The 18626-nt window shown below is 70.9% G+C and carries 18 protein-coding genes and 1 riboswitch; of the genes, 1 reads left to right on the forward strand and 17 read right to left on the reverse strand.

Annotated elements, in window-relative coordinates; genetic code table 11:
- Window positions 1–94: 94 nt before the first annotated feature.
- From V7E09_RS01240 to V7E09_RS01320, 17 genes are all read right to left on the reverse strand, one after another.
- Window positions 95–1369, reverse strand: a complete 1275-nt coding sequence (locus tag V7E09_RS01240) for a citrate synthase (RefSeq protein WP_324510233.1) — start codon at window positions 1367–1369, stop codon at window positions 95–97.
- Between the two features lie 82 nt (window positions 1370–1451).
- The gene (locus tag V7E09_RS01245) at window positions 1452–2336 is read right to left on the reverse strand and encodes a ribonuclease HI family protein (protein ID WP_324510234.1); all 885 of its coding nucleotides are present in this window, start codon (window positions 2334–2336) and stop codon (window positions 1452–1454) included.
- A 25-nt stretch (window positions 2337–2361) separates the two neighbouring features.
- Window positions 2362–3111 carry an IucA/IucC family C-terminal-domain containing protein gene (locus tag V7E09_RS01250; RefSeq protein WP_324522922.1) on the reverse strand — a complete coding sequence of 250 codons (750 nt, stop codon included), beginning with the start codon at window positions 3109–3111 and terminating at the stop codon, window positions 2362–2364.
- On the reverse strand, window positions 3104–3748 hold the full coding sequence (locus V7E09_RS01255; protein WP_324510236.1) for an ABC transporter ATP-binding protein: 645 nt from the start codon (window positions 3746–3748) through the stop codon (window positions 3104–3106). Before V7E09_RS01255 ends, V7E09_RS01250 begins: the two co-directional genes overlap by 8 nt.
- Complete coding sequence (locus V7E09_RS01260) at window positions 3745–4647, reverse strand: ABC transporter ATP-binding protein (protein WP_324510237.1); 903 nt, start codon at window positions 4645–4647, stop codon at window positions 3745–3747. Before V7E09_RS01260 ends, V7E09_RS01255 begins: the two co-directional genes overlap by 4 nt.
- Window positions 4644–5489 carry an ABC transporter permease gene (locus tag V7E09_RS01265; protein WP_324510238.1) on the reverse strand — a complete coding sequence of 282 codons (846 nt, stop codon included), beginning with the start codon at window positions 5487–5489 and terminating at the stop codon, window positions 4644–4646. Before V7E09_RS01265 ends, V7E09_RS01260 begins: the two co-directional genes overlap by 4 nt.
- A gap of 6 nt (window positions 5490–5495) precedes the next feature.
- Complete coding sequence (locus V7E09_RS01270) at window positions 5496–6467, reverse strand: ABC transporter permease (RefSeq protein ID WP_324510239.1); 972 nt, start codon at window positions 6465–6467, stop codon at window positions 5496–5498.
- Window positions 6449–8011, reverse strand: a complete 1563-nt coding sequence (locus tag V7E09_RS01275; protein WP_324510240.1) for an ABC transporter substrate-binding protein — start codon at window positions 8009–8011, stop codon at window positions 6449–6451. Before V7E09_RS01275 ends, V7E09_RS01270 begins: the two co-directional genes overlap by 19 nt.
- 98 nt (window positions 8012–8109) lie before the next feature.
- A riboswitch (cobalamin riboswitch) is annotated at window positions 8110–8219 on the reverse strand.
- A gap of 63 nt (window positions 8220–8282) precedes the next feature.
- A complete protein-coding gene (locus V7E09_RS01280; RefSeq protein WP_324510241.1) occupies window positions 8283–10643 on the reverse strand; it encodes an ABC transporter permease in 2361 nt (786 codons plus the stop codon).
- A gap of 5 nt (window positions 10644–10648) precedes the next feature.
- A complete protein-coding gene (locus tag V7E09_RS01285) occupies window positions 10649–11335 on the reverse strand; it encodes an ABC transporter ATP-binding protein (protein ID WP_324510242.1) in 687 nt (228 codons plus the stop codon).
- Between the two features lie 153 nt (window positions 11336–11488).
- Entirely contained in the window at window positions 11489–12166 is a 678-nt protein-coding gene (locus V7E09_RS01290) for a response regulator transcription factor (protein WP_324510243.1), read from the reverse strand.
- Window positions 12163–13398: a sensor histidine kinase gene (locus V7E09_RS01295; RefSeq protein ID WP_324510244.1), complete on the reverse strand. Its 1236-nt coding sequence runs from the start codon at window positions 13396–13398 to the stop codon at window positions 12163–12165. The genes V7E09_RS01290 and V7E09_RS01295 overlap by 4 nt, the downstream gene beginning before the upstream one ends.
- 58 nt (window positions 13399–13456) lie before the next feature.
- Entirely contained in the window at window positions 13457–13708 is a 252-nt protein-coding gene (locus V7E09_RS01300; RefSeq protein WP_324522923.1) for a hypothetical protein, read from the reverse strand.
- Window positions 13684–14283, reverse strand: coding sequence for a metal ABC transporter ATP-binding protein (locus tag V7E09_RS01305; RefSeq protein ID WP_324522924.1), 600 nt, complete (start codon window positions 14281–14283; stop codon window positions 13684–13686). The genes V7E09_RS01300 and V7E09_RS01305 overlap by 25 nt, the downstream gene beginning before the upstream one ends.
- Window positions 14280–15128, reverse strand: coding sequence for a metal ABC transporter permease (locus V7E09_RS01310; protein ID WP_324522925.1), 849 nt, complete (start codon window positions 15126–15128; stop codon window positions 14280–14282). Before V7E09_RS01310 ends, V7E09_RS01305 begins: the two co-directional genes overlap by 4 nt.
- Window positions 15129–15152: 24 nt before the next feature.
- On the reverse strand, window positions 15153–16139 hold the full coding sequence (locus V7E09_RS01315) for a metal ABC transporter substrate-binding protein (RefSeq protein ID WP_324510247.1): 987 nt from the start codon (window positions 16137–16139) through the stop codon (window positions 15153–15155).
- Between the two features lie 153 nt (window positions 16140–16292).
- Window positions 16293–16745, reverse strand: coding sequence for a MarR family winged helix-turn-helix transcriptional regulator (locus tag V7E09_RS01320; RefSeq protein WP_324510248.1), 453 nt, complete (start codon window positions 16743–16745; stop codon window positions 16293–16295).
- Between the two features lie 58 nt (window positions 16746–16803).
- On the opposite strand from V7E09_RS01320, the gene V7E09_RS01325 reads away from it, so the two are divergent.
- Window positions 16804–18600, forward strand: a complete 1797-nt coding sequence (locus tag V7E09_RS01325; RefSeq protein WP_324522926.1) for an ABC transporter ATP-binding protein — start codon at window positions 16804–16806, stop codon at window positions 18598–18600.
- Window positions 18601–18626 lie beyond the last annotated feature (26 nt).

Here is an 18626-nt window from a genome sequence, read left to right on the forward strand (position 1 = left end):
CCGCCGAGGACTGAGCCTCAACCCGCCGAGGACTGAGGCTGGAGACGCCGAGGACCGAGACGGTGCCCGCCCCGATCCTCGGCGTCCCAGGCCTTTAGCCCCGCTCCTCGCGCGGGATGAAGGTGCGCTCGCGGTATCCGGTGTAGATCTGCTTGGGACGCATGATCTTCTGCTCCGGGTCGGTCATGTTCTCCAGCCACTGGGCGCACCAGCCGGCGGTACGCGGGACCGCGAACAAGACGGTGAACATCTCTGGCGGGAACCGCAGCGCCTCATAGATCAGCCCGGAGTAGAAGTCGACGTTGGGATACAGCCTCCGCGAGACGAAGTACTCGTCTTCCAGGGCGATCTTCTCCAGTTCCAAGGCGATGGACAGCAGCGGATTGACGCCGGTGACCTCGAACACGTCGTCGCAGGAGCGCTTGATGATCTTGGCGCGGGGATCGTAGTTCTTGTAGACGCGATGCCCGAATCCCATCAGCCGGGCGCGGCCCTCCTTGACGCCGGCGATGAACTCCGGGACGCGGTCGATGGTGCCGATCTCGCGCAGCATGCCCAGCACTGCCTCGTTGGCACCGCCGTGGAGCGGCCCGAACAGGGCGCCGATCCCGGCACCGACGGAGGTGAACAGGTCGTTTCCAGCGGACGCGACAGAGCGGACGGCGTTGGTGGAGCAGTTCTGCTCGTGGTCGGCGTGGAGGATGAACAAGACCTCCAGGGCCCGGGAGACGCGCGGGTCGGCGCGGTAGACGCGCTGCTGGCTTTGGAACAGCATGGCGAGGAAGTTGTCGACGTAGCCGAGTTCGTCGTTGGGGTAGACGAAGTGCCGGCCGATGGAGTGCCGGTAGGACCAGGCGGCCATCGTCGGGATCTTGCCGAGCAGCCGGATGATGTTGATCTCGCGGGCCTCGGGGTCGTCGATGCGCCGCGAGCTGGGGTAGAACGTCTGCATCGACGCCACCCCGGACATCAGCTTGGCCATCGGGTGGGCGTCGTAGCGGAAGGCGTCGATCAGGTCGCGGACGTTCTCGTGCACGATGCGGTGGGTGTTGATCTGCTTCTCCCAGGACGCCAACTGGTCGGGGGTCGGGAGTTCGCCGTAGAGCAGCAGGTAGGCGACCTCCAAGTGCGTCGCCCCTGCGGCGAGTTGGTCCACCGGGTAGCCGCGATACTCCAGGATCCCGGCGTCCCCGTCGATGTAGGTGATGGAGCTGCGACAGGACGCCGTGTTCATGAAGCCGGGGTCGTAGGTGGCCAACGGACCGTCGGCCGTGGGGACCTGCTTGAGGTCCGTGGCGCGGATGGTGCCGTCGGTGATCGGCAGCTCGTAGGACACGTCGGGCGTACTCACCTGCAGGTTCTCGGACATGAGCACACACTAAGGAGGTCCCCGCCCGCGTGGGCGGGTGTTCAGCGTGCGGGCGCCCGGCATCGCGCGTGCGGGTGTGCTATCAGCGGGTGGTGGGGGTGGCCTGCTCGAAGCGCAGCCGCCAGGTCTCACCTTGCTTGACCCAGATCGAGGAGCGGGCGCTGACGGCGGACCGGCTCCGGGCGTGCCAGCGCAGCAGCACCACCCAGGGCGCCAGGTCGTCGACGCCGTCGACCTCGACGCTGACGGGTTCGGGCAGGGGCGCCAGGGACGCCAGGGTCCGGCCTTTGCCGGAGGGCACACCGCGGGCGTCGATGCCCGTGAACCGTGGGTGCAGGAGGGCTGCGGCGGCCTCAGGGTCGGCGCGAAGGGCCTCGGAAAGCCACCGCCGCTGCTGGGCCACCACGGGATGCTCGGCGGAATCCTCCGTGTCGGAGAACAGGTCGGGTTCGGGGACGGGACCGGCCGGGGTGGGCTCCGGGGGTGTGGCCGCGGCGTCGATGGACGCACCGCGGAAGCCCGGCCCGGCGTCGACGGGCTGCCGCTTCTGGTAGGCGGTCGCCGCGGCGCGGGCGCGCACGTCGGCGGCCTCGTTGAGTTCGTGTCCGGCGTGTCCCTTGACCCATTCGAACGTGACCCGGCGTCCGGGGAGGGCCGCGTCGATGGCCTGGAGGAGGTCCACGTTCTGCACGGGCTTGCCGTCGGCCTTCTTCCAGCCCTTGCGCTTCCAGCCGGGCATCCACTTGGTGACCGAGTTGATGACGTACTGGGAGTCGCACAGGATGAGGAGGTCGTCCTGCGCGTCGGCGGTCTGCTCCAGCAGGTCGAGGACGGCCTTGAGCTCGCCCATGTTGTTGGTGCCGTGCGGCCACCCTCCGGCGTGCCAGCTCTCGCCGTCGACGAACCATGCCCAGCCCGCGGGTCCGGGATTGGACAGGGAAGAACCGTCGGCGGCAGCGATGATCATGGGCCCTATTGTGCCGGGATCCGGGTCAGGGCAGCAGCGCCTCAGCGTCCATTGCGTCCGTGAAGCGCCGGGTCCTCTCGTCGGCGCTGAGCCGCGAGCAGTAGGAGCAGTAGGCGCCGTCCGGGATCTCGAACCAGCGGCAGCACGTGGCCCGGTCGTAGAACAGCCGCGGCCCGTTGGGCCCCTCCAGGATCCGGAACGAGCCCAGCCGCGCCAGGGCCGCCCGACTCTCCAGCAGCGGAGCGACGGCCTCCAGGACCTGGTCGGCGGGGCGGAGGCGAGAGACCGCCCGGGCCGCCATGCCGATGGCCGCAGCGATGTTGCCGAAGGCCTGCGCCTGCGACAGCCGCGACGTCTCGCGCAGGTGCGCCGCCAGGGGCAGGAGGTGGCCCTCCAGCAGGCCGGCAGCGAACTCCTCCACTGACGGCGTGGGGCGCAGGGCCCCCGTCAGATGCATCCCGACGGGGCTGCCCTCGCGCACCTGCACCGTCGCCTGCTCGGCCGCAGCGTCGAGGGGGAGACCGGTCAGGATCCAGGTCCCGACGACCGCCGAGCACAGCCGGTGAGAATAGCGCTGGAAGAACAAGGACGCGGCATGCCGCTCCACCGTGATGGATCGGACGCGCGCGTGGTCGGCCACCAGGTCGGCGACCGCCTGCCGGTCGGCCAGGAGGTCCGCGGCGGGGATCCAGCGTCCCCCCACGCTGAGGTTCGCCGTGGGCATCAGTCGATGCAGGGCGGTCTCTGCCTCGGCGAGGTCGAGGGGGTCAGTCATCGTGCTCCTTGGTGAGTGCGCCGTGACGCAGGGTGAGGATGGTGGAGGCCAGGACGCCCAGAACGGCGGCGTCGTGGCTGACGAGAACGACCGCGGTGCGCTCGCTCGCCAGGTCGTGCAGGATGCGGATGATGCCCGCGCCCACGGAGGCGTCCAGGGCGCTGGTGGGTTCGTCTGCCAGGAGAAGCTCCGGTGGCCGGGCCCGGACGCGGGCGATGGCCACCCGTTGGCATTGGCCGCCGGAGAGCTGGGTGGGGAGCGTCCGGGGGTCGACGTCACCCAGCCCGACCTCGGCCAGCGCCTCGACGACGCGGGCGCGTCGCTCGGCACGCGGGACGCCGATGAGGACTTCCCCGACGCTGCGTCCGATGGGCCAGCGCGGATTGAGGCTGCCGGCGGCGTCTTGGAAGATCATGGCCACGGTGCCGGGCCGGGGGCGCGGACGCCCCGCCCAGGCGATGCTGCCCTGGGTGGGGCTGAGGAAGCCCGCGAGCAGGTTCAGCAGCGTCGACTTGCCGCTGCCCGACCCGCCGCGCACCCCGATGATCTGGCCCGGCGTGACGTCGAGGCGGACGTCGCGCAGCAGGGGTTTGCCGCCCGGGTAGTGGAAGCCGACCCCGTCCAGGCGCACGGTCATGCGAGCACCACCGGGCAGGCCAGACCCTCGGCGAGGGCGGGCGTCGTGGTGTGGCACGGAGGCAGGGCGCGAGTGCAGCGGGGAGCGAACGGGCAGCCGGGGGCGTCATCGCGCAGGTCCGGTGGGAAGCCGTCGAGCGGGGTCGGCAGGCCATGGCCAGGGCGCGGGATCGCCGCCAGCAGGCCGACGGTGTAAGGGTGCCGGGGGACGCGCAGGACGTCGCGCCCCGCCTCGACCACCCTCCCGCCGTACATCACCAGGACGCGGTCGGCGTGCCGGGACACGAGGGCGAGGTCGTGGCTGATCAGGAGCACCGAGGCCGCGCTGGTGCGCAGCCGCTCCATGATCGCGTCGGCGAGGTCGGCGTCCAGCGCCGCGGTCGGCTCGTCGGCGACCAGCAGTTGCGGCGCCCAGGCACCCGCCGCCGCTATCTCGGCTCGCTGCAGCATCCCGCCCGACCACTCGTGCGGGAACTGCCGCATCCGCTCCGCGGCCTCCTCGATCCCGACGGCCTCCAGCGACGCGGTGACCTGTCCCGGAGCGGGGGAGGCGTGCTTGACCCGCCACGCCTCGCCGACGTTCGAGCCGATGCGCCACAGCGGGTCCATGGCCGCGAACGGGTCTTGGCTGACGTAGCCGACCTCACGTCCCCGGACGTCGCGCCAGTCGCCGGGGGAGGCGCCGGAGAGGTCCCGTCCGCCCAGCCGGACCGAACCGGTGACGGTGCTCCCGGCGGGCAGGACGCCCAGCAGCGTCTTGGCCAGCGTCGACTTGCCGCAGCCGGACTCTCCGACGACGGCGACGAGTTCGCCCTCAGCCACGCTCATGGACACATCGCGCACGGCGTGCGTGCCGTCGGGATAGGTCACATTCAGGGAGTCGAGGCTCACGGTCGTCATGAACGGTCGCCCCCGTTCGCGGCGTCGCTGATCGCTTCACCGATCAGGTTGGCGGCCAGGGTGAGGGCGATGATGGTCACCGTCGGGACGATGAACAGCCACGGGGCGTTCGTCAGGTAGGCGCGAGACTCGCCGAGCATCGCGCCGAGTTCGGCCGCGGGCGGCATGGGGCCCAGGCCGAGAAACGACAACCCGGCCAGCCGGACGATGACGCCGCCCAGGTCGAGGGTCGCGACGATCAGCATGCGCGGCGCGACCGCCCCGGCCAGGTGGGTGGTGAGGATGCGCATCCGGCCGACGCCGGCCAGTCGCGCCGCCCGCACGTAGGGGCGTCCGGCGACCGTGAGGGCGTAGGCGCGGGCGAGCCGGGCGTTGCCGGCCCATGAGGAGATGATCAGCGCGATCAGCAGGTGCGTGAATCCTGGGCCGAGCAGCCCGACGATGGCCAGCGCCAGGATGAGTCCGGGGACCGCAAGGACGACGTCGACCAGGCGCATCAGGGGCGCATCGAGGGCGGGAAACGTCGCAGCGCTCACCCCGACGACGATGCTGATCGTCAAGGAGCCGACCAGGACGAGGGCTGCCGCGAGCGTGGAGCGGACCGCCGCCTCGACGGTGCGGGCGAGGACGTCGCGCCCCAGTTGGTCGGCTCCCAGCCAGTGGGTAGGACTGGGCGGTGCGAGCTTGGCGGAGAGGTCCTGGTCGACCGAGCCCGGCAGGCCCAGGAACGGGCTCACGAGGAGCACCAGGGCGATCACCACGGCCAGCGTGAGGCCGGTGCGTCCCAGCGGGGAGGACAGCCCGCGACGCAGGACGCCCGTTCGGGCGGGGGAGGAAGGCATGAGGGTCTATCGCCGCTCTCGAAGTCGTGGGTCGATCGCGACCGTGACGAGGTCGGCCGCCAGGCTCGCCAGCACGTAGGTCAGCGTGGCCATGACGGTGTACGCCTGGACGACGGGGAGGTCGCGGGCCAGGACGGAGGACACCACGTAGGCGCCCACCCCGGGCCAGGTGAAGACGGTCTCGATGATGGCGGCACCGCCCAGCAAGCCGCCCGCGGAGACCGCCACGATGCCGATCAGGGGCGCGGACGCGTTGGGGACGGCGTGACGCAGCAGGATGCGCCGGGGCTGTGCCCCCCGCGCGGTGAGGACGGCCGCGTTCCCAGAATGTAGCCCCGCCACCAGGCCACCCCGCCACACCCGTGACCAGGCGTCGAACATGCCGAAGCACAGGCACGCGGCGGGGAGCCACACCTGGTTCCACTCCCCGTTCAGGACGACGCTCTTCCAGCCCAGCGGCACGACGACGTAGGAAATCAGGAGCAACCCGACCAGGAAGGACGGCGTGGACGCCGATCCGATGGCCAGCAGCCGCGAGGCTTGATCGGGCCAGCCGCCCTCCCAGCGGGCGGCGATCAGCCCGACCGGGAGAGCGCAGCACAAGGCGAGCAGAAGGGCGGTCAGCGCCAGCCTGATCGTGGGCGCCAGCCTGCTGACGAGTTCCCCCGTCACGGGCAGCCCGGACTGCCAGGAATACCCCAGGTCGCCGGTCAGTGCGCGCCCCAGCCACGACAGATATTGCAGCGGCAGCGGCTGGTCCAGGCCGAAGGCGTCACGCAGTTCGGCCACCTGGTCCGGGGTCGGCTCGCTGACGCCCCGGGCGAGCAGGGTGAGGCGGGCGGGGTCGCCGTCCATGAGGGGAACGAGCGCCCAGATGAACAGGCTTGCCCCCAACACGACGAGCACGGCGGTGAGGGTGCGGCCCACGAGGAGCCGCACCCACCACCGGCCCGGCCCGATCAGGGCGCGGTGTTCCATCGCAGGTGGGCGCGGACGTTGGAGACCCGGTAGTCCTTCCACGTGGGGGACGCGATCACGAGGAACCGCTTGTAGGTGGCGGCGATCACGTACGCCTTCTCGTCGGCGATGATGTGCTGCGCCTCCTTCAGCAGGTCGTTGCGGGCGGACTCGTCGAACGTCACCTTGAGCTGCGCGCCCAGGGCATCGACGGCCGGATCGGAGAGCCCTTGCGCGTTGGCCGAGCCGCCGGTGGTCCAGCGGGAAAGGAACGGCTGCAGCGGGTCGGCCGTGCCGGACAGCGATCCGTTGAGGCCGATCGAGGCGTCCCAGGCGGACATGTCCTTCTTCACGGCCGCGGAGTCCTCGGCGTTGTTGATCTGCAGGTCGAACCCGGCCTTCTTGACCTGGGCCTGCATCGCGGTGGCCAGCGCCAGCGTCTCCGGGCCCTGGGCCTGGGTGACGAACCGCACGACGAGGCGCGAGCCGTCCTTGCTGCGGATGCCGTCGGCGCCCGTCGTCCAGCCTGCCTGATCCAGGAGTGCCTGGGCGGCAGGAACGTCGGTGCTCTGGTTGGCGACCGCGTAGGGCATCGAGGCGGGGTACAGGCCGGTGGCCACGTCGAAGACGCCGTTGGCGACCTGATCGGCGAGCGCGGCGTAGTCGATGGAGCGGGCGAACGCCTGCCGGACGGCGACGTCGTTGAAAGGCGCCGCCGAGAGGTTCATGTCGATGAGCAGGGCTTGGAGGGCCTGCTCGGAGGCGAGGAAGGTGGCGTCACTGCTGCCGTGGAGGGCGAGCTTCGCGTCGGGGGAGGGGTAGAACGCGAGGTCGGCTTGGCCGCTCTGGACGCCGGCGATGCGCGCCTGCTCGTCGGCGACGACCTTCACGGTGACGTTGGCCAGGGCGGGACGTCCGGCCCAGTAGCCGTCGTAGCGGGCGGTCTCCAGGTTTTCAGGCGTCCACGCCGTGATGGCGTAGGGGCCGGTGAAGGCGCCCTGCCCGACGATCTTCGTCGAGTCGCCGGCGGCGGCCTCGATGGCGGCCACGTCGTACACCTGGAAGGCGTTGTCGCGGGACGCGAGCGCCGCGGGCACCATCGCGTTCGGCTTGGGCGTGGTCAGCGTGAGGTGGAGGTCGTCCACCGCGGTGAAGACCGACCCTTCCTCGAGGTACACCCGGGTGGCCTTCGCCTTCGCGACCTGGCGGTTGAGCGCGGCAACGGCGGCCGTGGCGTCCAACGGTTTGCCGTTTTGGAAAGTGAGGTTCGGACGCAACGCGATCGTCCAGTGGGTGTCGTCGGTGCGGGTGACGGACGCGGCGAGCCACGGCTGGATGACGCCCTGCTCGTCGACCTGGAGGAGGTTCTCGGCGATCCCCCAGTCGAAGAGCCAGTTCGTTCCCGACTCGCTCGGATCAAGGCTGGCGATCTTGTAGGAGTTGAAGATCGTCAGGCGGTCGACGGGGGCTGTGCTCGTCGCGGGCGGCGTGCCGGTGGCGCAGCCGGTGAGCGCGAGGGCGAGGAGGAGGCCGATGGTGGCAACCATGCGGCGAAGGAGCGACATCTGGTGAGTCCCTTTCGCTGGCTGGACGCGAGCGAAGAGCTGCCGAGACGGCGCCCCATGCGGATGACGCGTCCACGAGATGAGCTGGTGAACCACGAGGGGAGTGTCTGACTCACCCGGCGTCGACGACGCTGGGCTCACAGTGGCGCGACCGTGCCGGACTCTCACCGGCTTCCTCGTCCCCGAAGCGTTCGCAGGCTATCAGCCCAGCACGGGGCACGGCCCCGCGTTCCTGCGAACGCGGGGCCGTGGCTCTCCGAGGGCGGGTGAGCTACTCCTGCGCCAACGCGGCGGCGGGCGAGACGGAGGCCGCTCGTCCGGCGGGCAGCACCGACGCGACCCAGGCAAGACCCAGGCTGAGGCCGACGAGCAGGAGGAGTTGGGCGACGGGCACGCTGATCAGCACCGGGGTCTGCTCACCGAGCAGAGCCTGGATCCCGGCGATGCCGTACCCGATTCCCAGCAGCACTCCGGCCACCCCGGCGACTCCGCCCAACAGCAGGGCCTCGCCCCCGAGGAGGCGTCGCACGGCCGAGGCGTCGAGTCCGAGGGCCCGCAGCAGCGCCGTCTCGCGGCGTCGCTCCAGCACGGACAGCCCCAGCGTGTTACCGACCCCGACCAGGGAGATCAGCACCGAGACGGCCAACAGGCCCAGCACGACGATCAGCACCGTCGAGAACGCCTGCGCGATGGAGTCCCGCTCCATGTGAGACGACATCAGTGACAGTTCGGGGTTGTCGCCGAGTGCGGCGCCGATGTCGCCCAGCACCGTGGTGGGGTCGGCCTGGGAGGTCAGCTTGACCAGGAGCACCTGCTCCGCGTCGGGCGCCAGCGTGGCGATCACCTCGGGCCGCACTGCGGACAGCGACGCCTGGGGCACGATGCGGGCGCGCATCCGCAGGGACGCTCCACCCGCCGAGACGGTGACCGGTGATCCGTGACTGATCGTCGAGGAGCCCAGGGTGATCTCGTCCGGGGCCAGGTTCTGAGCCGATGACCAGCCGAAGGTAGCGGCGGTGGCGTCGGTCAATCCCAGCACCGTCGACTCGCTCTTGCGGCCGTTCGCCTCCACCTCGACCGAGGCGATCTGGGTCTGGGCGGTGGCCTGCACGCCGTTCACGGCGCCGACGCGCTGGGCGATCTGTGGGGTGACCGGACCGTAGACCATGATCTCGGCGGGGTAGCGCCGCACGATGGTGTCCTCGATCGTCGCGCTCGCGATGGCCGCGCCGGTCAGCACCATGGAGACCAACGTGGTGCCGATCAGCAACGCCCCCGCTGTGGTGGCGGCGCGCCGGGGCGTGCGCCGGGTGTTCTCCCCGGCGAGTTGCCCCACGATGTGGGCCCGGAAAGGTCGGCCGAGGGCTGCGGCCGCGGCGGGAATCCACCAGGGGCCCAGCAGCAGGACTCCGGCGAAGTTCAGCACACCCCCGGCCAGGCCGATCACCAGATCATGCTGCAGCGCGGCGGTCACCAGCGCGCCGACGCCGAGGACGAACAGGGCCAGTCCGGCCACGGTGCGAACCCATCCGATGGGGCGTCCGTTGGACGAGGTCAGGTCGGGACGCAGCGCCGCCAGCGGGGGGACGCGCGTCGCGGCCAGAGCCGGAAGGGCGGCCGCGCCGACGGTCACCGCGATGCCTGCCAGCCACGGGGTGATGAGGGCGACCGCGTCCGGGGTGACGCTGTTCAGGTCGAACAGGTCGGGCGCAAACCGGGGCAGGAGGGAGACGAGGCCCCACCCTGCGCCCAGGCCCACCACGCCCGCGATGGCGGCCGTGATGACGGCTTCGCCGAGCACCTGCCGAAACGTCTGTGCACGGGAGGCACCCAGGCACCGCAGGAGCGCCAGACGGCGGGTGTTCTGCGCGACCAGGATCGAGAACGTGTTGCTGATGACGAGGGCAGCCACGAAGAAGGCGATGACACCGAAAGTGAGGAGGATGCCGGTGGTGATGGCCGTGTTGCCGGTGAAGGCTTCGATCTTTTTGGCCGTCCAAGCGGCGGCCTCCGCCACGGTCGCCTTGTCCCCCGACAGGGCGGGGAGCGCCTTGATCGTGGCGGCGAGCGCAGCACCGTCGGGCCCGGAGACCATCACGAAGGCGTACGTGTTGTCGGCGAGCCGCAGCGCGGTCTTGTCCGGTGCGAGGACGGCGGGCTGACTCGGGTAGGCGGAGGCGTCGGATCCGGGCTTCACGATGCCGACGATGGTGTCGGTGGAATCGGGCCACGGGGCCCGGTCGCCGACCTTGAGGTGGCCGGCTTGGGCCATGGCCTCGTTGATGACGATCTCGGAGTCGCCGGTGGGGAGGCGGCCTTGGAGAACAGTCGTCGAACCACCCTGGGGCAGCGTCAGGATCTGGACGTAGTAGGCGGGGGAGCCCGCGGAACGGCCCGACTCGACGAGCGGCCGGGTTCCGGTCACGCCGGGAAGTGCGTTGATCTGGGCAACCGTCTCGGGGGTGATGGCGGCGGCGTTCACGACGACGGAGGCGTCCTTGACGCGGCCGGCGACCTGGTCGGCATAGGAGCGGGACAGCGACGAGCCGAGGATCAAGGTGGCGCAGGTGAAGGCGACACCCAAAACGATGGCGAGGGCGGAGGAGAGAAGACGGCGTGGTTCGCGCAGCACCGTTCTCACCGCTCGTCGGCGACGATGCGGCCGTCGGCCAGGCGGACGATCCGGTCGCAGGCGCGCGCCGCGGAGGGGTCGTGCGTGACCATGACGACGGTCTGGCCGTACATGTCGACGGCCCGGCGCAGCACACCCAGCACGTCGGCGCTGGCGGCCGAGTCGAGCGAGCCGGTGGGTTCGTCGGCGAAGATCACCGTGGGGCGCATGACGAGCGCGCGGGCGACGGCCACGCGCTGCTGCTGGCCGCCGGAGAGCTCTGAGGGGCGGTGGGTGAGGCGTTCGGTGAGCCCGAGGGTGGAGACCACCTCGTCGAACCATTCCTGGTCGGGGCGGCGGCCCGCGAGCCGCTGCGGCAACACGATGTTCTCGCGGGCGTCCAAGGTGGGAACCAGGTTGAACGACTGGAACACGAACCCGATGTGGTCGCGTCGCACGCGGGTGAGGCGCTTGTCGTCCAGTCCGGTGATCTCGACGTCACCCACCCAGGAGCGCCCGTAGCTGGCCTGGTCGAGTCCAGCCAGGAGGTGGAGGAGCGTCGACTTCCCGCTGCCCGAGGGGCCCATGATCGCGGTGAACTCCCCCGATTCGAGCTGGGTGTTGACGGCGTCCAGTGCGGTCACGGCGGTCTCGCCGGAGCCGTACACCTTCGTGAGTGCCTCGGCGCGGACGGCGGGTGGTGCGATGGGCATAGGGGATGCTCCTCCTTGTTGGGCTACCCACCCAGCCTGTCGGAGGCGCCAGCGCGCGTCATCGGCCTGCCGCCGCGTCCAGGCTGCATCCTGCGCAGGGGTGCCCCTCGCCCTCCGGGCGCACCCGGTCAACCCACGGGATGAGGACCTACGTCAGGCCTGCGGCGAGACCAGTCCGGCGTCGTAGGCCAAGACGACCAGGCCGACCCGATCCCGGACGGTCAGCTTGGCGAGGATGTGGCCGATGTGGGTCTTCACCGTCGCCTCGGCGAGGTACAACGAGGAGGCGATCTCGCCGTTGGTCATGCCCTGGGCGACCAAGGTGAGGACCTCCCGCTCCCGTTCGGTGAGCTCCTCGATCCGAGTGACGGCGCGGGTGGCGGCGCCCGCCCCCGGCAGCAGCGGGACGAAACGCTCCAGCAGCCGACGGGTGGCGGTCGGGGCGACGACCGCTTCGCCGCTGTGCACCGCCCGGATGCCAGCCAGCAGTTCGGCGGGGCCCGCGTCCTTGAGGAGGAAGCCCGACGCCCCCGCCTGCAAGGCGGCGAACACGTACTCGTCGAGGTCGAAGGTGGTGAGCACCAGGACCTTCGCGGAGGCTCCCGCCTCCACGATGCGTCGGGTGGCCTCCACCCCGTCCATGATCGGCATGCGGATGTCCATCAGCACGACATCGCAGCCCGCCGGACCGGTGGCGGCACGCACGGCGTCCGCGCCGTTGCCGACCTCGCTGATCACGGTCATGTCGGATTGGGCGTCCAGCACCATGCGGAATCCCAGGCGCACCAACTCCTGGTCGTCGGCCAGGATCAGGCGGATGGGTTCGGTCATGCTGCGGCTCCAGGGCTGGTCGGGATGAAGGCCTCGATCACGAAGCCTCCGGTGATGTGGTTACGTGCCGCCATCGTGCCACCAAAGGCGGCGACACGCTCGCGCATCCCGACCAGGCCGTGCCCCAGCCCGTCGGTGACGCCCGCCCCCTTGCCGTTATCGCGGATCTGCAGCGACACTCCGGCAGGGGAGTGGTGGATCCGGACGCGGACGGCGGCGTCCGGGCCCGCATGTTTGACGGCGTTGGTGAGCGCTTCCTGGACGATCCGCACGATGGCCAGTTCCATGGCGGGGCTGAGCAGCCTGCGCAGCGACACGTCGCCGGTCACCTCGAGGCGGACGTCGCGGCCGGCGTCCGCCAGGCCTTGGACGATCCCCTGCAGGTCGCCCAGGTTGGCCGCCGGGGCCAGTTCGGGTGCCTGCCCGTCGCGCAGGACGCCGACGAGCCGCCGGGTCTCCGCCAGCGATTCCTGGGCGGTCGCGCGAATCGTGGTCAGCGCCCGCTCGGCCGTGGCCAGACGCTTCTCAGGATCGCCGTCCATGCCTGCGGCGTACGCCCCGCCGTCGGCTTGGACGACGATCACCGCCAGGCTGTGGGCGACGACGTCGTGCATTTCCCGCGCGAGCCGCTGGCGCTCCTGGGCGGCGGTCAGCACCACGGCCTGCTGGTACTGCTGCTGTTGGGCCAGCAGGGCGTGGAGGGAAGCGTCTCGGGCGACGGTGCGCGACCGGACTGCGCTCCCGATCGCCCAGGAGGCGGCCACCAGGGAGGCGAGGGCCGTGAACGAGGCGGCCACGGCGAACATGTCGCTCGTCGCCGGATACCAGGAGACCTGCGACCAGGAGACCGCGGCGAGCAAGGCGGCGGTGAACCCGACGATGAGCCAGGTGTTGCGCCAGCGTTCGTGACCGTAGGCGGCGACCGTGTAAAGCATGACCGGCACGGCGACGTTGGTGAGCGAGGGACCCGCGACCACGGCGACCTGCAGCAGATGAGCGGGGATGATGGCCAGCGCCACCAGGTCGGGGTACTTCAGGCGCCACAGCAACGGAACGGCGACGCCCGCGACCAGGACGAGGAACCAGGCGCCACCGCGCACGCTGCCCTGGTCGATGGCGAGGAACATGACGAGCGCGCTGAGCATTGCGTCCGTCGGTCGCGGGATCCAGAACTTCGAGTCGCGCCAGACCGGCCTGATCGGCCGCTCGGGCGCGGAGAGGGATGTGGTCACCCGTTCAGCCTAAGCAGCCCGCCGGGGGCGGGCATCAGTCCCCGGGATGGGCTGCGTCTCATCCCGGGGACAGGCCTGCGGCGTCTCCCTGCTGGCGTGCGGTGAGGTCTGGAGCGTCCGCGGGCGGGCGCGCCGGGTCGTCGAGGACCCCGGGACCCGGCTGATGGGGGGAACCCCAGCCGTAGGCGGCCTCCAGGTGCGGGCGGGTCAGGACCTGCTCCGGGGGGCCGGCGGCCTGGACGCGCCCGGCGGTGAGCAGCACCCAGTCGGCAGCCCGCGCCTCGCTCAGGTTGTGGGTGGTGAGCACCACCCGTGTCCATGGTCGCGTTCGGTGTGGATGATCGCGTCGATGGTGCGCATCGAGACCAGATCGAGGCCGGTCAGCGGTTCGTCCAGCAGCAGCACCTCATGGCGCTGCACGATGCCCTGGGCCACGTAGACCCGCTGCCGCTGCCCACCGGAGAGCTCGTCCAGGTGCCGGCCGCTCAGGCTCGTCACCCCCAGCCGCTCCATCGCCTCCTGGACCCGGACCCGATCGGTAGCTCGGGGACGCCGGAACCAGCCCAGTTCGGGGTACAGACCCATCGCGACGGCCTCGCGGACCGTGATCGGGGTGCCGGTCGGGAATGCCGGGGACTGCATGACGTAGGAGGTGGAGCCGCGGCGGCCGGGGCGTCCGCCCAGGACGCTCAGCGTCCCCGCCAGCGGGGCGATGACCCCCGCCAGGGCATGTAGCAACGTCGACTTGCCCGAGCCGTTCGGCCCGATGATCGCGGTGACGCCCTGATGGGGGATCGTGAAGTCGGACGCCCCGAGCGCGATCTGGTGACCGTACCCCAGCGTCAGGCCCGAGGCTCGGGCGAACTCTGCCGTTGGCCCGCTCATGCGTGGGCCGCTGTCGCGGTCGAGGGCTTCATCGCGGCGCGGATGCGGGTCGCCGCGAGGGTGAGGAAGAAGACGGCGATCGACACCAGGGCCATCGCCGCCGACCCGGCCGTGCCCCAGTGGTAGCTGAGCGTCAACCCGATCCAGACGGCGATGGCGGCCAGTGCCACCGACAGGGCGAACATCCGGGGAACGGTGCGGGCCAGCAGCGCAGCGGTGGCCGGCGGTCCCACGAGCAGGCCGAACACCAGGAGTGTGCCGACCGCCTGGAAGCTGCCGATCACCGCGGTGGCGATCAGCACCAGGAGCGCGGCATGGGTGAAGCGAGGGTTCATGCCCAGTGTCTGAGCCTTCGCCGAGGAGAACGCCAGCGCCAGCAGCGGCCGGTACAGGGCCAGCGATCCGACGACCACCGCCGTACCGAGGACCGCCATGGAGACCAGCGTCGGCTCGTCGACGCCGAAGATGTCGCCGAACAGGATCGAGGTGAGTGACCCCGTGTAGGAGCGCGACTTGCTGATCACCGCGACACCGAGCGCCATCATGCCGACGAACAGCAGCCCGATGGCGGTGTCCTCCTTCAGGGAGGTCTGGCGGTGAATCAGCTCGATGCCTCCCACCATGACCAGCGCCGCCACGGCGGCTCCCAGGTAGGGGCTGAAGCCGACGATGACCCCGGCGGCGATCCCGGGGAGCACGCCGTGCACGAAGGCATCACCGAAGAAGCTCATGCCGCGCAGGACGAGCCACACCCCGACGATCGAGCACGTGGCGGCGGCCACCAGGCCGCCGACCAGTGCGCGTTGTTGGAAGCCCAGCAGGAAGGGCTCGATCCACCAGTCCACCGTGATCCTCGTCGCGTCGAGACGTCACGCCAGCGCGTCGGCGATGCGGCGCGCGTCGGTGAGCATCATCCCTTGATAGGTCTCGGCCCCCGAGCCTGCGGGGCCGACTGATCCCTCGTAGAGCTCGATCACCCGCAGGTCGCCACCCGCCTCCCTGGCCACGGCCTCGACCAGTCGCGGGTTGACGGTGTTGTTGGAGAAGATCGCCCGGACGCCGCTGCTCGTGACGACATCGACCAGCGCGGCGAGTTCGGCCGAGCTGGGCTCGGCGTCGGTGCCGCCCCCGGGGATGACGACGCCCGCGACGGTGAAGCCGTAGGCCTGGGCGAAGTAGTTGTACGCCTCGTGGTCGGTGAGCAGGACGCGGTGCTGTTGTGGGACGACGGACAGAATCTGCCGGACCTCCGCGTCGGTGCCCATGATCGACTCCTTCACCTGGGAGCCGCAGGCGGCGAACTGGGGGTCGCCGGTCACCTCGGTCAGCTTGGCGCCGATCAGCCCCGCGCCGGTGGCGACGCGGGCGGCGTCCATGTGCACGTGCGGGTCAGCCGATCCGTGGTCGTGCGCGTCGTGGGTCGCATGGTCGTGCCCGTCGCCCTCGACGTGGTCGTGGGTGGCCGAGCCGAAGGGGATCGGATCCAGCTGGGGGGCCATGTCGAACAAGGTGGCGCCGTCCCGCGCGGCGTTGGACAACGTGGTGGTCAGGCCGCCTTCCAGGCCGAGCCCGTTGGTGACGACGAGCCTGGCCTTGACCAGGGTGGCGACCTCGGCGGAGGACGTGGAGAACTCGTGCGGGTCATCCCCGGGCCCCATCAGGGTCGCGGAGGTGGCGTGGGCGCACCCGGTGATGTCGGCCAGCACGGATCCCCAGTGGGTGGTGGTGGCGACGGCGAGGGCCGGTGGGGCGGAGGTTGCGGGATCGGGGGTGGGCGCGGGACCGGTGGAGCAGGCCGTGACGATCAGGGCCAGGGAGGCGAGGAGGCCGGGCAGGGCCACGCGGGAAGCACGCACGGGAGAGCTCCATTCGATAGTGAGAATGGTTCTCAACATAACCGGGGAAGAGAACTCCCGCAAAGGCAGACGGGATCGGTTGCCCCCGTCCGTCGTCCAAGGCGCCTCCCGGGCGGTGAGGTCGTGGGGTGCCCTGAGGTCTGGGTGGGTCGCTCAGCGAGGCGGGGGGCTCTCGTGCACCGAGTCCAGCCGAGGGGCGACCAGGCTGAGGGTGGCGGCCAGCGCGCTCCGCTCATCGTCAGGCAGGCCCCCCAGGATGAGCTCGGCCCCCTGATTGCGGGCCAGGGTCACCTGGTCCAGCAGGGCACGCCCCTCGTCGGTGAGGGTGAGCAGCGTCGCCCGCCCGTCCGACGGGTCCGGGGTGCGCGCCACCCAGTCGCCCGCGACCAGGGTGTCGATCACCTCGGTGGCAGACCCGCGAGCGACCCGCAGGCGTCCCGCGATCTGTGAGGGGCGTGCTGGTTCCAGGCGGGCGATCGCTCGCAGCGCGTGTGCCTGATGGGGGTTGACCGGGAGCCCTTCCAGGGCGTCGGCGTGAGCGGAGCGCAGGCGGCGGGCGGTGCGCAGGATGAGATCGGCGAGCTCGGGTGAGCTGGGAATAGGCACGACGCCTCCGCGGTTGTTAGTGAGGTAACCTCAGTATATCGACAGAAAGGGGAACCGCATGGAGATGGGACCCCCAGAACTCCGCGGACCAGCCCGCATCGACCCGGCCGACCGCGCCCAGCTCGCCGAATCACCGGTCGGCTGGGACCGCGTCGTCCGCCTCTTCCGCCCCCACCTCGGCTCGCTGACCATCGTGATCCTCACCGTGGTCGCCGCCTCGCTGGTGGGCCTCGCGCAGCCCTTCCTGCTGCGCGCCATCATCGACGACGCGCTGCCGCACGGCGACACCAGGCTGCTGGCGTGGACCGTGCTCGGCATGATCGGCGTCGCCGTGGCCACCGCCGTCCTCGGCGTCGTGCAGACCTGGCTGGCCACCACCATGGGCCAAAAGGTCATGAGCCGACTGCGCTCCGACGTCTTCGCCCACCTGCAACGCCAGTCGATGGCGTTCTTCAAGCGCACCCGCGGCGGCGAGATCCAGTCCCGCCTCATCAACGACATCGCCGGGCTGCAGTCCGTCATCACCACCACCGCCACGTCGGTGGCCTCCAACATCACCACCGCCGTCGGCACCGCCGCGGCCATGATCATCCTCGATTGGCGCCTCAGCCTGCTCAGCCTCATCGTGCTGCCGCCCGCCGTCATCCTGACGCGGCGGGTCGCCCTCATCCGCCGCGACATCACCGCGCAACGCCAGGCCACCCTGGCCGACCTCCACTCCCAGGTCGACGAGGCCCTCAGCGTCAACGGGGCCATGCTGACCAAGACGCTGGGCGCTGGGCAGGCGCGCGTCGACTCCTTCGACCGCACCTCCGCGACGCTGGTCGACCTGGAGATCCGCAGCCAGCTCGCCGGCAAGTGGCGCATGGCCACCATGCAGATCATCTTCGCCGTCATTCCTGCGCTCATCTACCTCGCCGCCGGGTTCCCCGCGCTGACCGGCACCATCACCATCGGCACCCTGGTCGCGTTCACCGCGCTGCAGGCGCAGATCTTTCGACCCATCCTCGGGCTGCTCAGCATGGGAGCCCAGTGGATCGCGTCCATGGCCCTGCTGAGCCGCATCTTCGGCTACCTCGACCTGCCCATCGAGGTGCCCGAGCCCGCCCGGCCCACACCGCTGCCCACGGCGTCGGTCCGCGGCGAGGTCGTCTTCGACGACGTGTCCTACCGCTACCCCGACGGAGAGAGCGACGTTCTCTCCCACATCGACCTCACCCTCGCGCCCGGCCGCTCGGTTGCGGTGGTGGGGGAGACCGGATCGGGCAAGTCGACGCTGGCCGCCCTCCTGGTGCGGCTCGCCGACCCGACCCAGGGACGCATCACGGTCGACGGCATCGACCTGCGCGACCTGTCCGCGCAGGATCTGGCCCACGTGATCGGCGTCGTCAGCCAGGAGACCTACCTGGCGCACGCGAGCGTCCGCGACAACCTCCTCCAGGCCAAGCCGGACGCCGACGACGCCGAACTGTGGCGCGCCCTGGAGGTCGCCCAGGTGAGTCACACCATCGCCGCCCTGCCCGACGGGCTCGACACCCTCGTCGGGGCTCGCGGTCACCGGTTCTCCGGCGGCGAGCGGCAGCGCGTCGCCGTCGCGCGCACCCTGCTGGCCGACCCCCGCGTCCTGGTCCTGGATGAGGCCACCAGCGCGCTGGACACCGAGACGGAACGCGAGTTCCAGGCTGCTCTGGACGCCCTCGCGCGAGGCCGCACCACGCTCACCATCGCGCATCGGCTCAGCACGGTCCGCGACGCCGACGAGATCGTCGTCCTGGATCAGGGCCGCATCATCGAGCGCGGCACCCACGAGGACCTGATGGCCGTCGGCGGCCGGTACGCGGCGCTGGCCGCGTGACCCCGGCGTCGATACGGAACCGGGTG

The sequence above is a fragment of the Propioniciclava sp. genome (assembly GCF_036744435.1).
Classification (GTDB): Bacteria; Actinomycetota; Actinomycetes; order Propionibacteriales; family Propionibacteriaceae; genus Propioniciclava.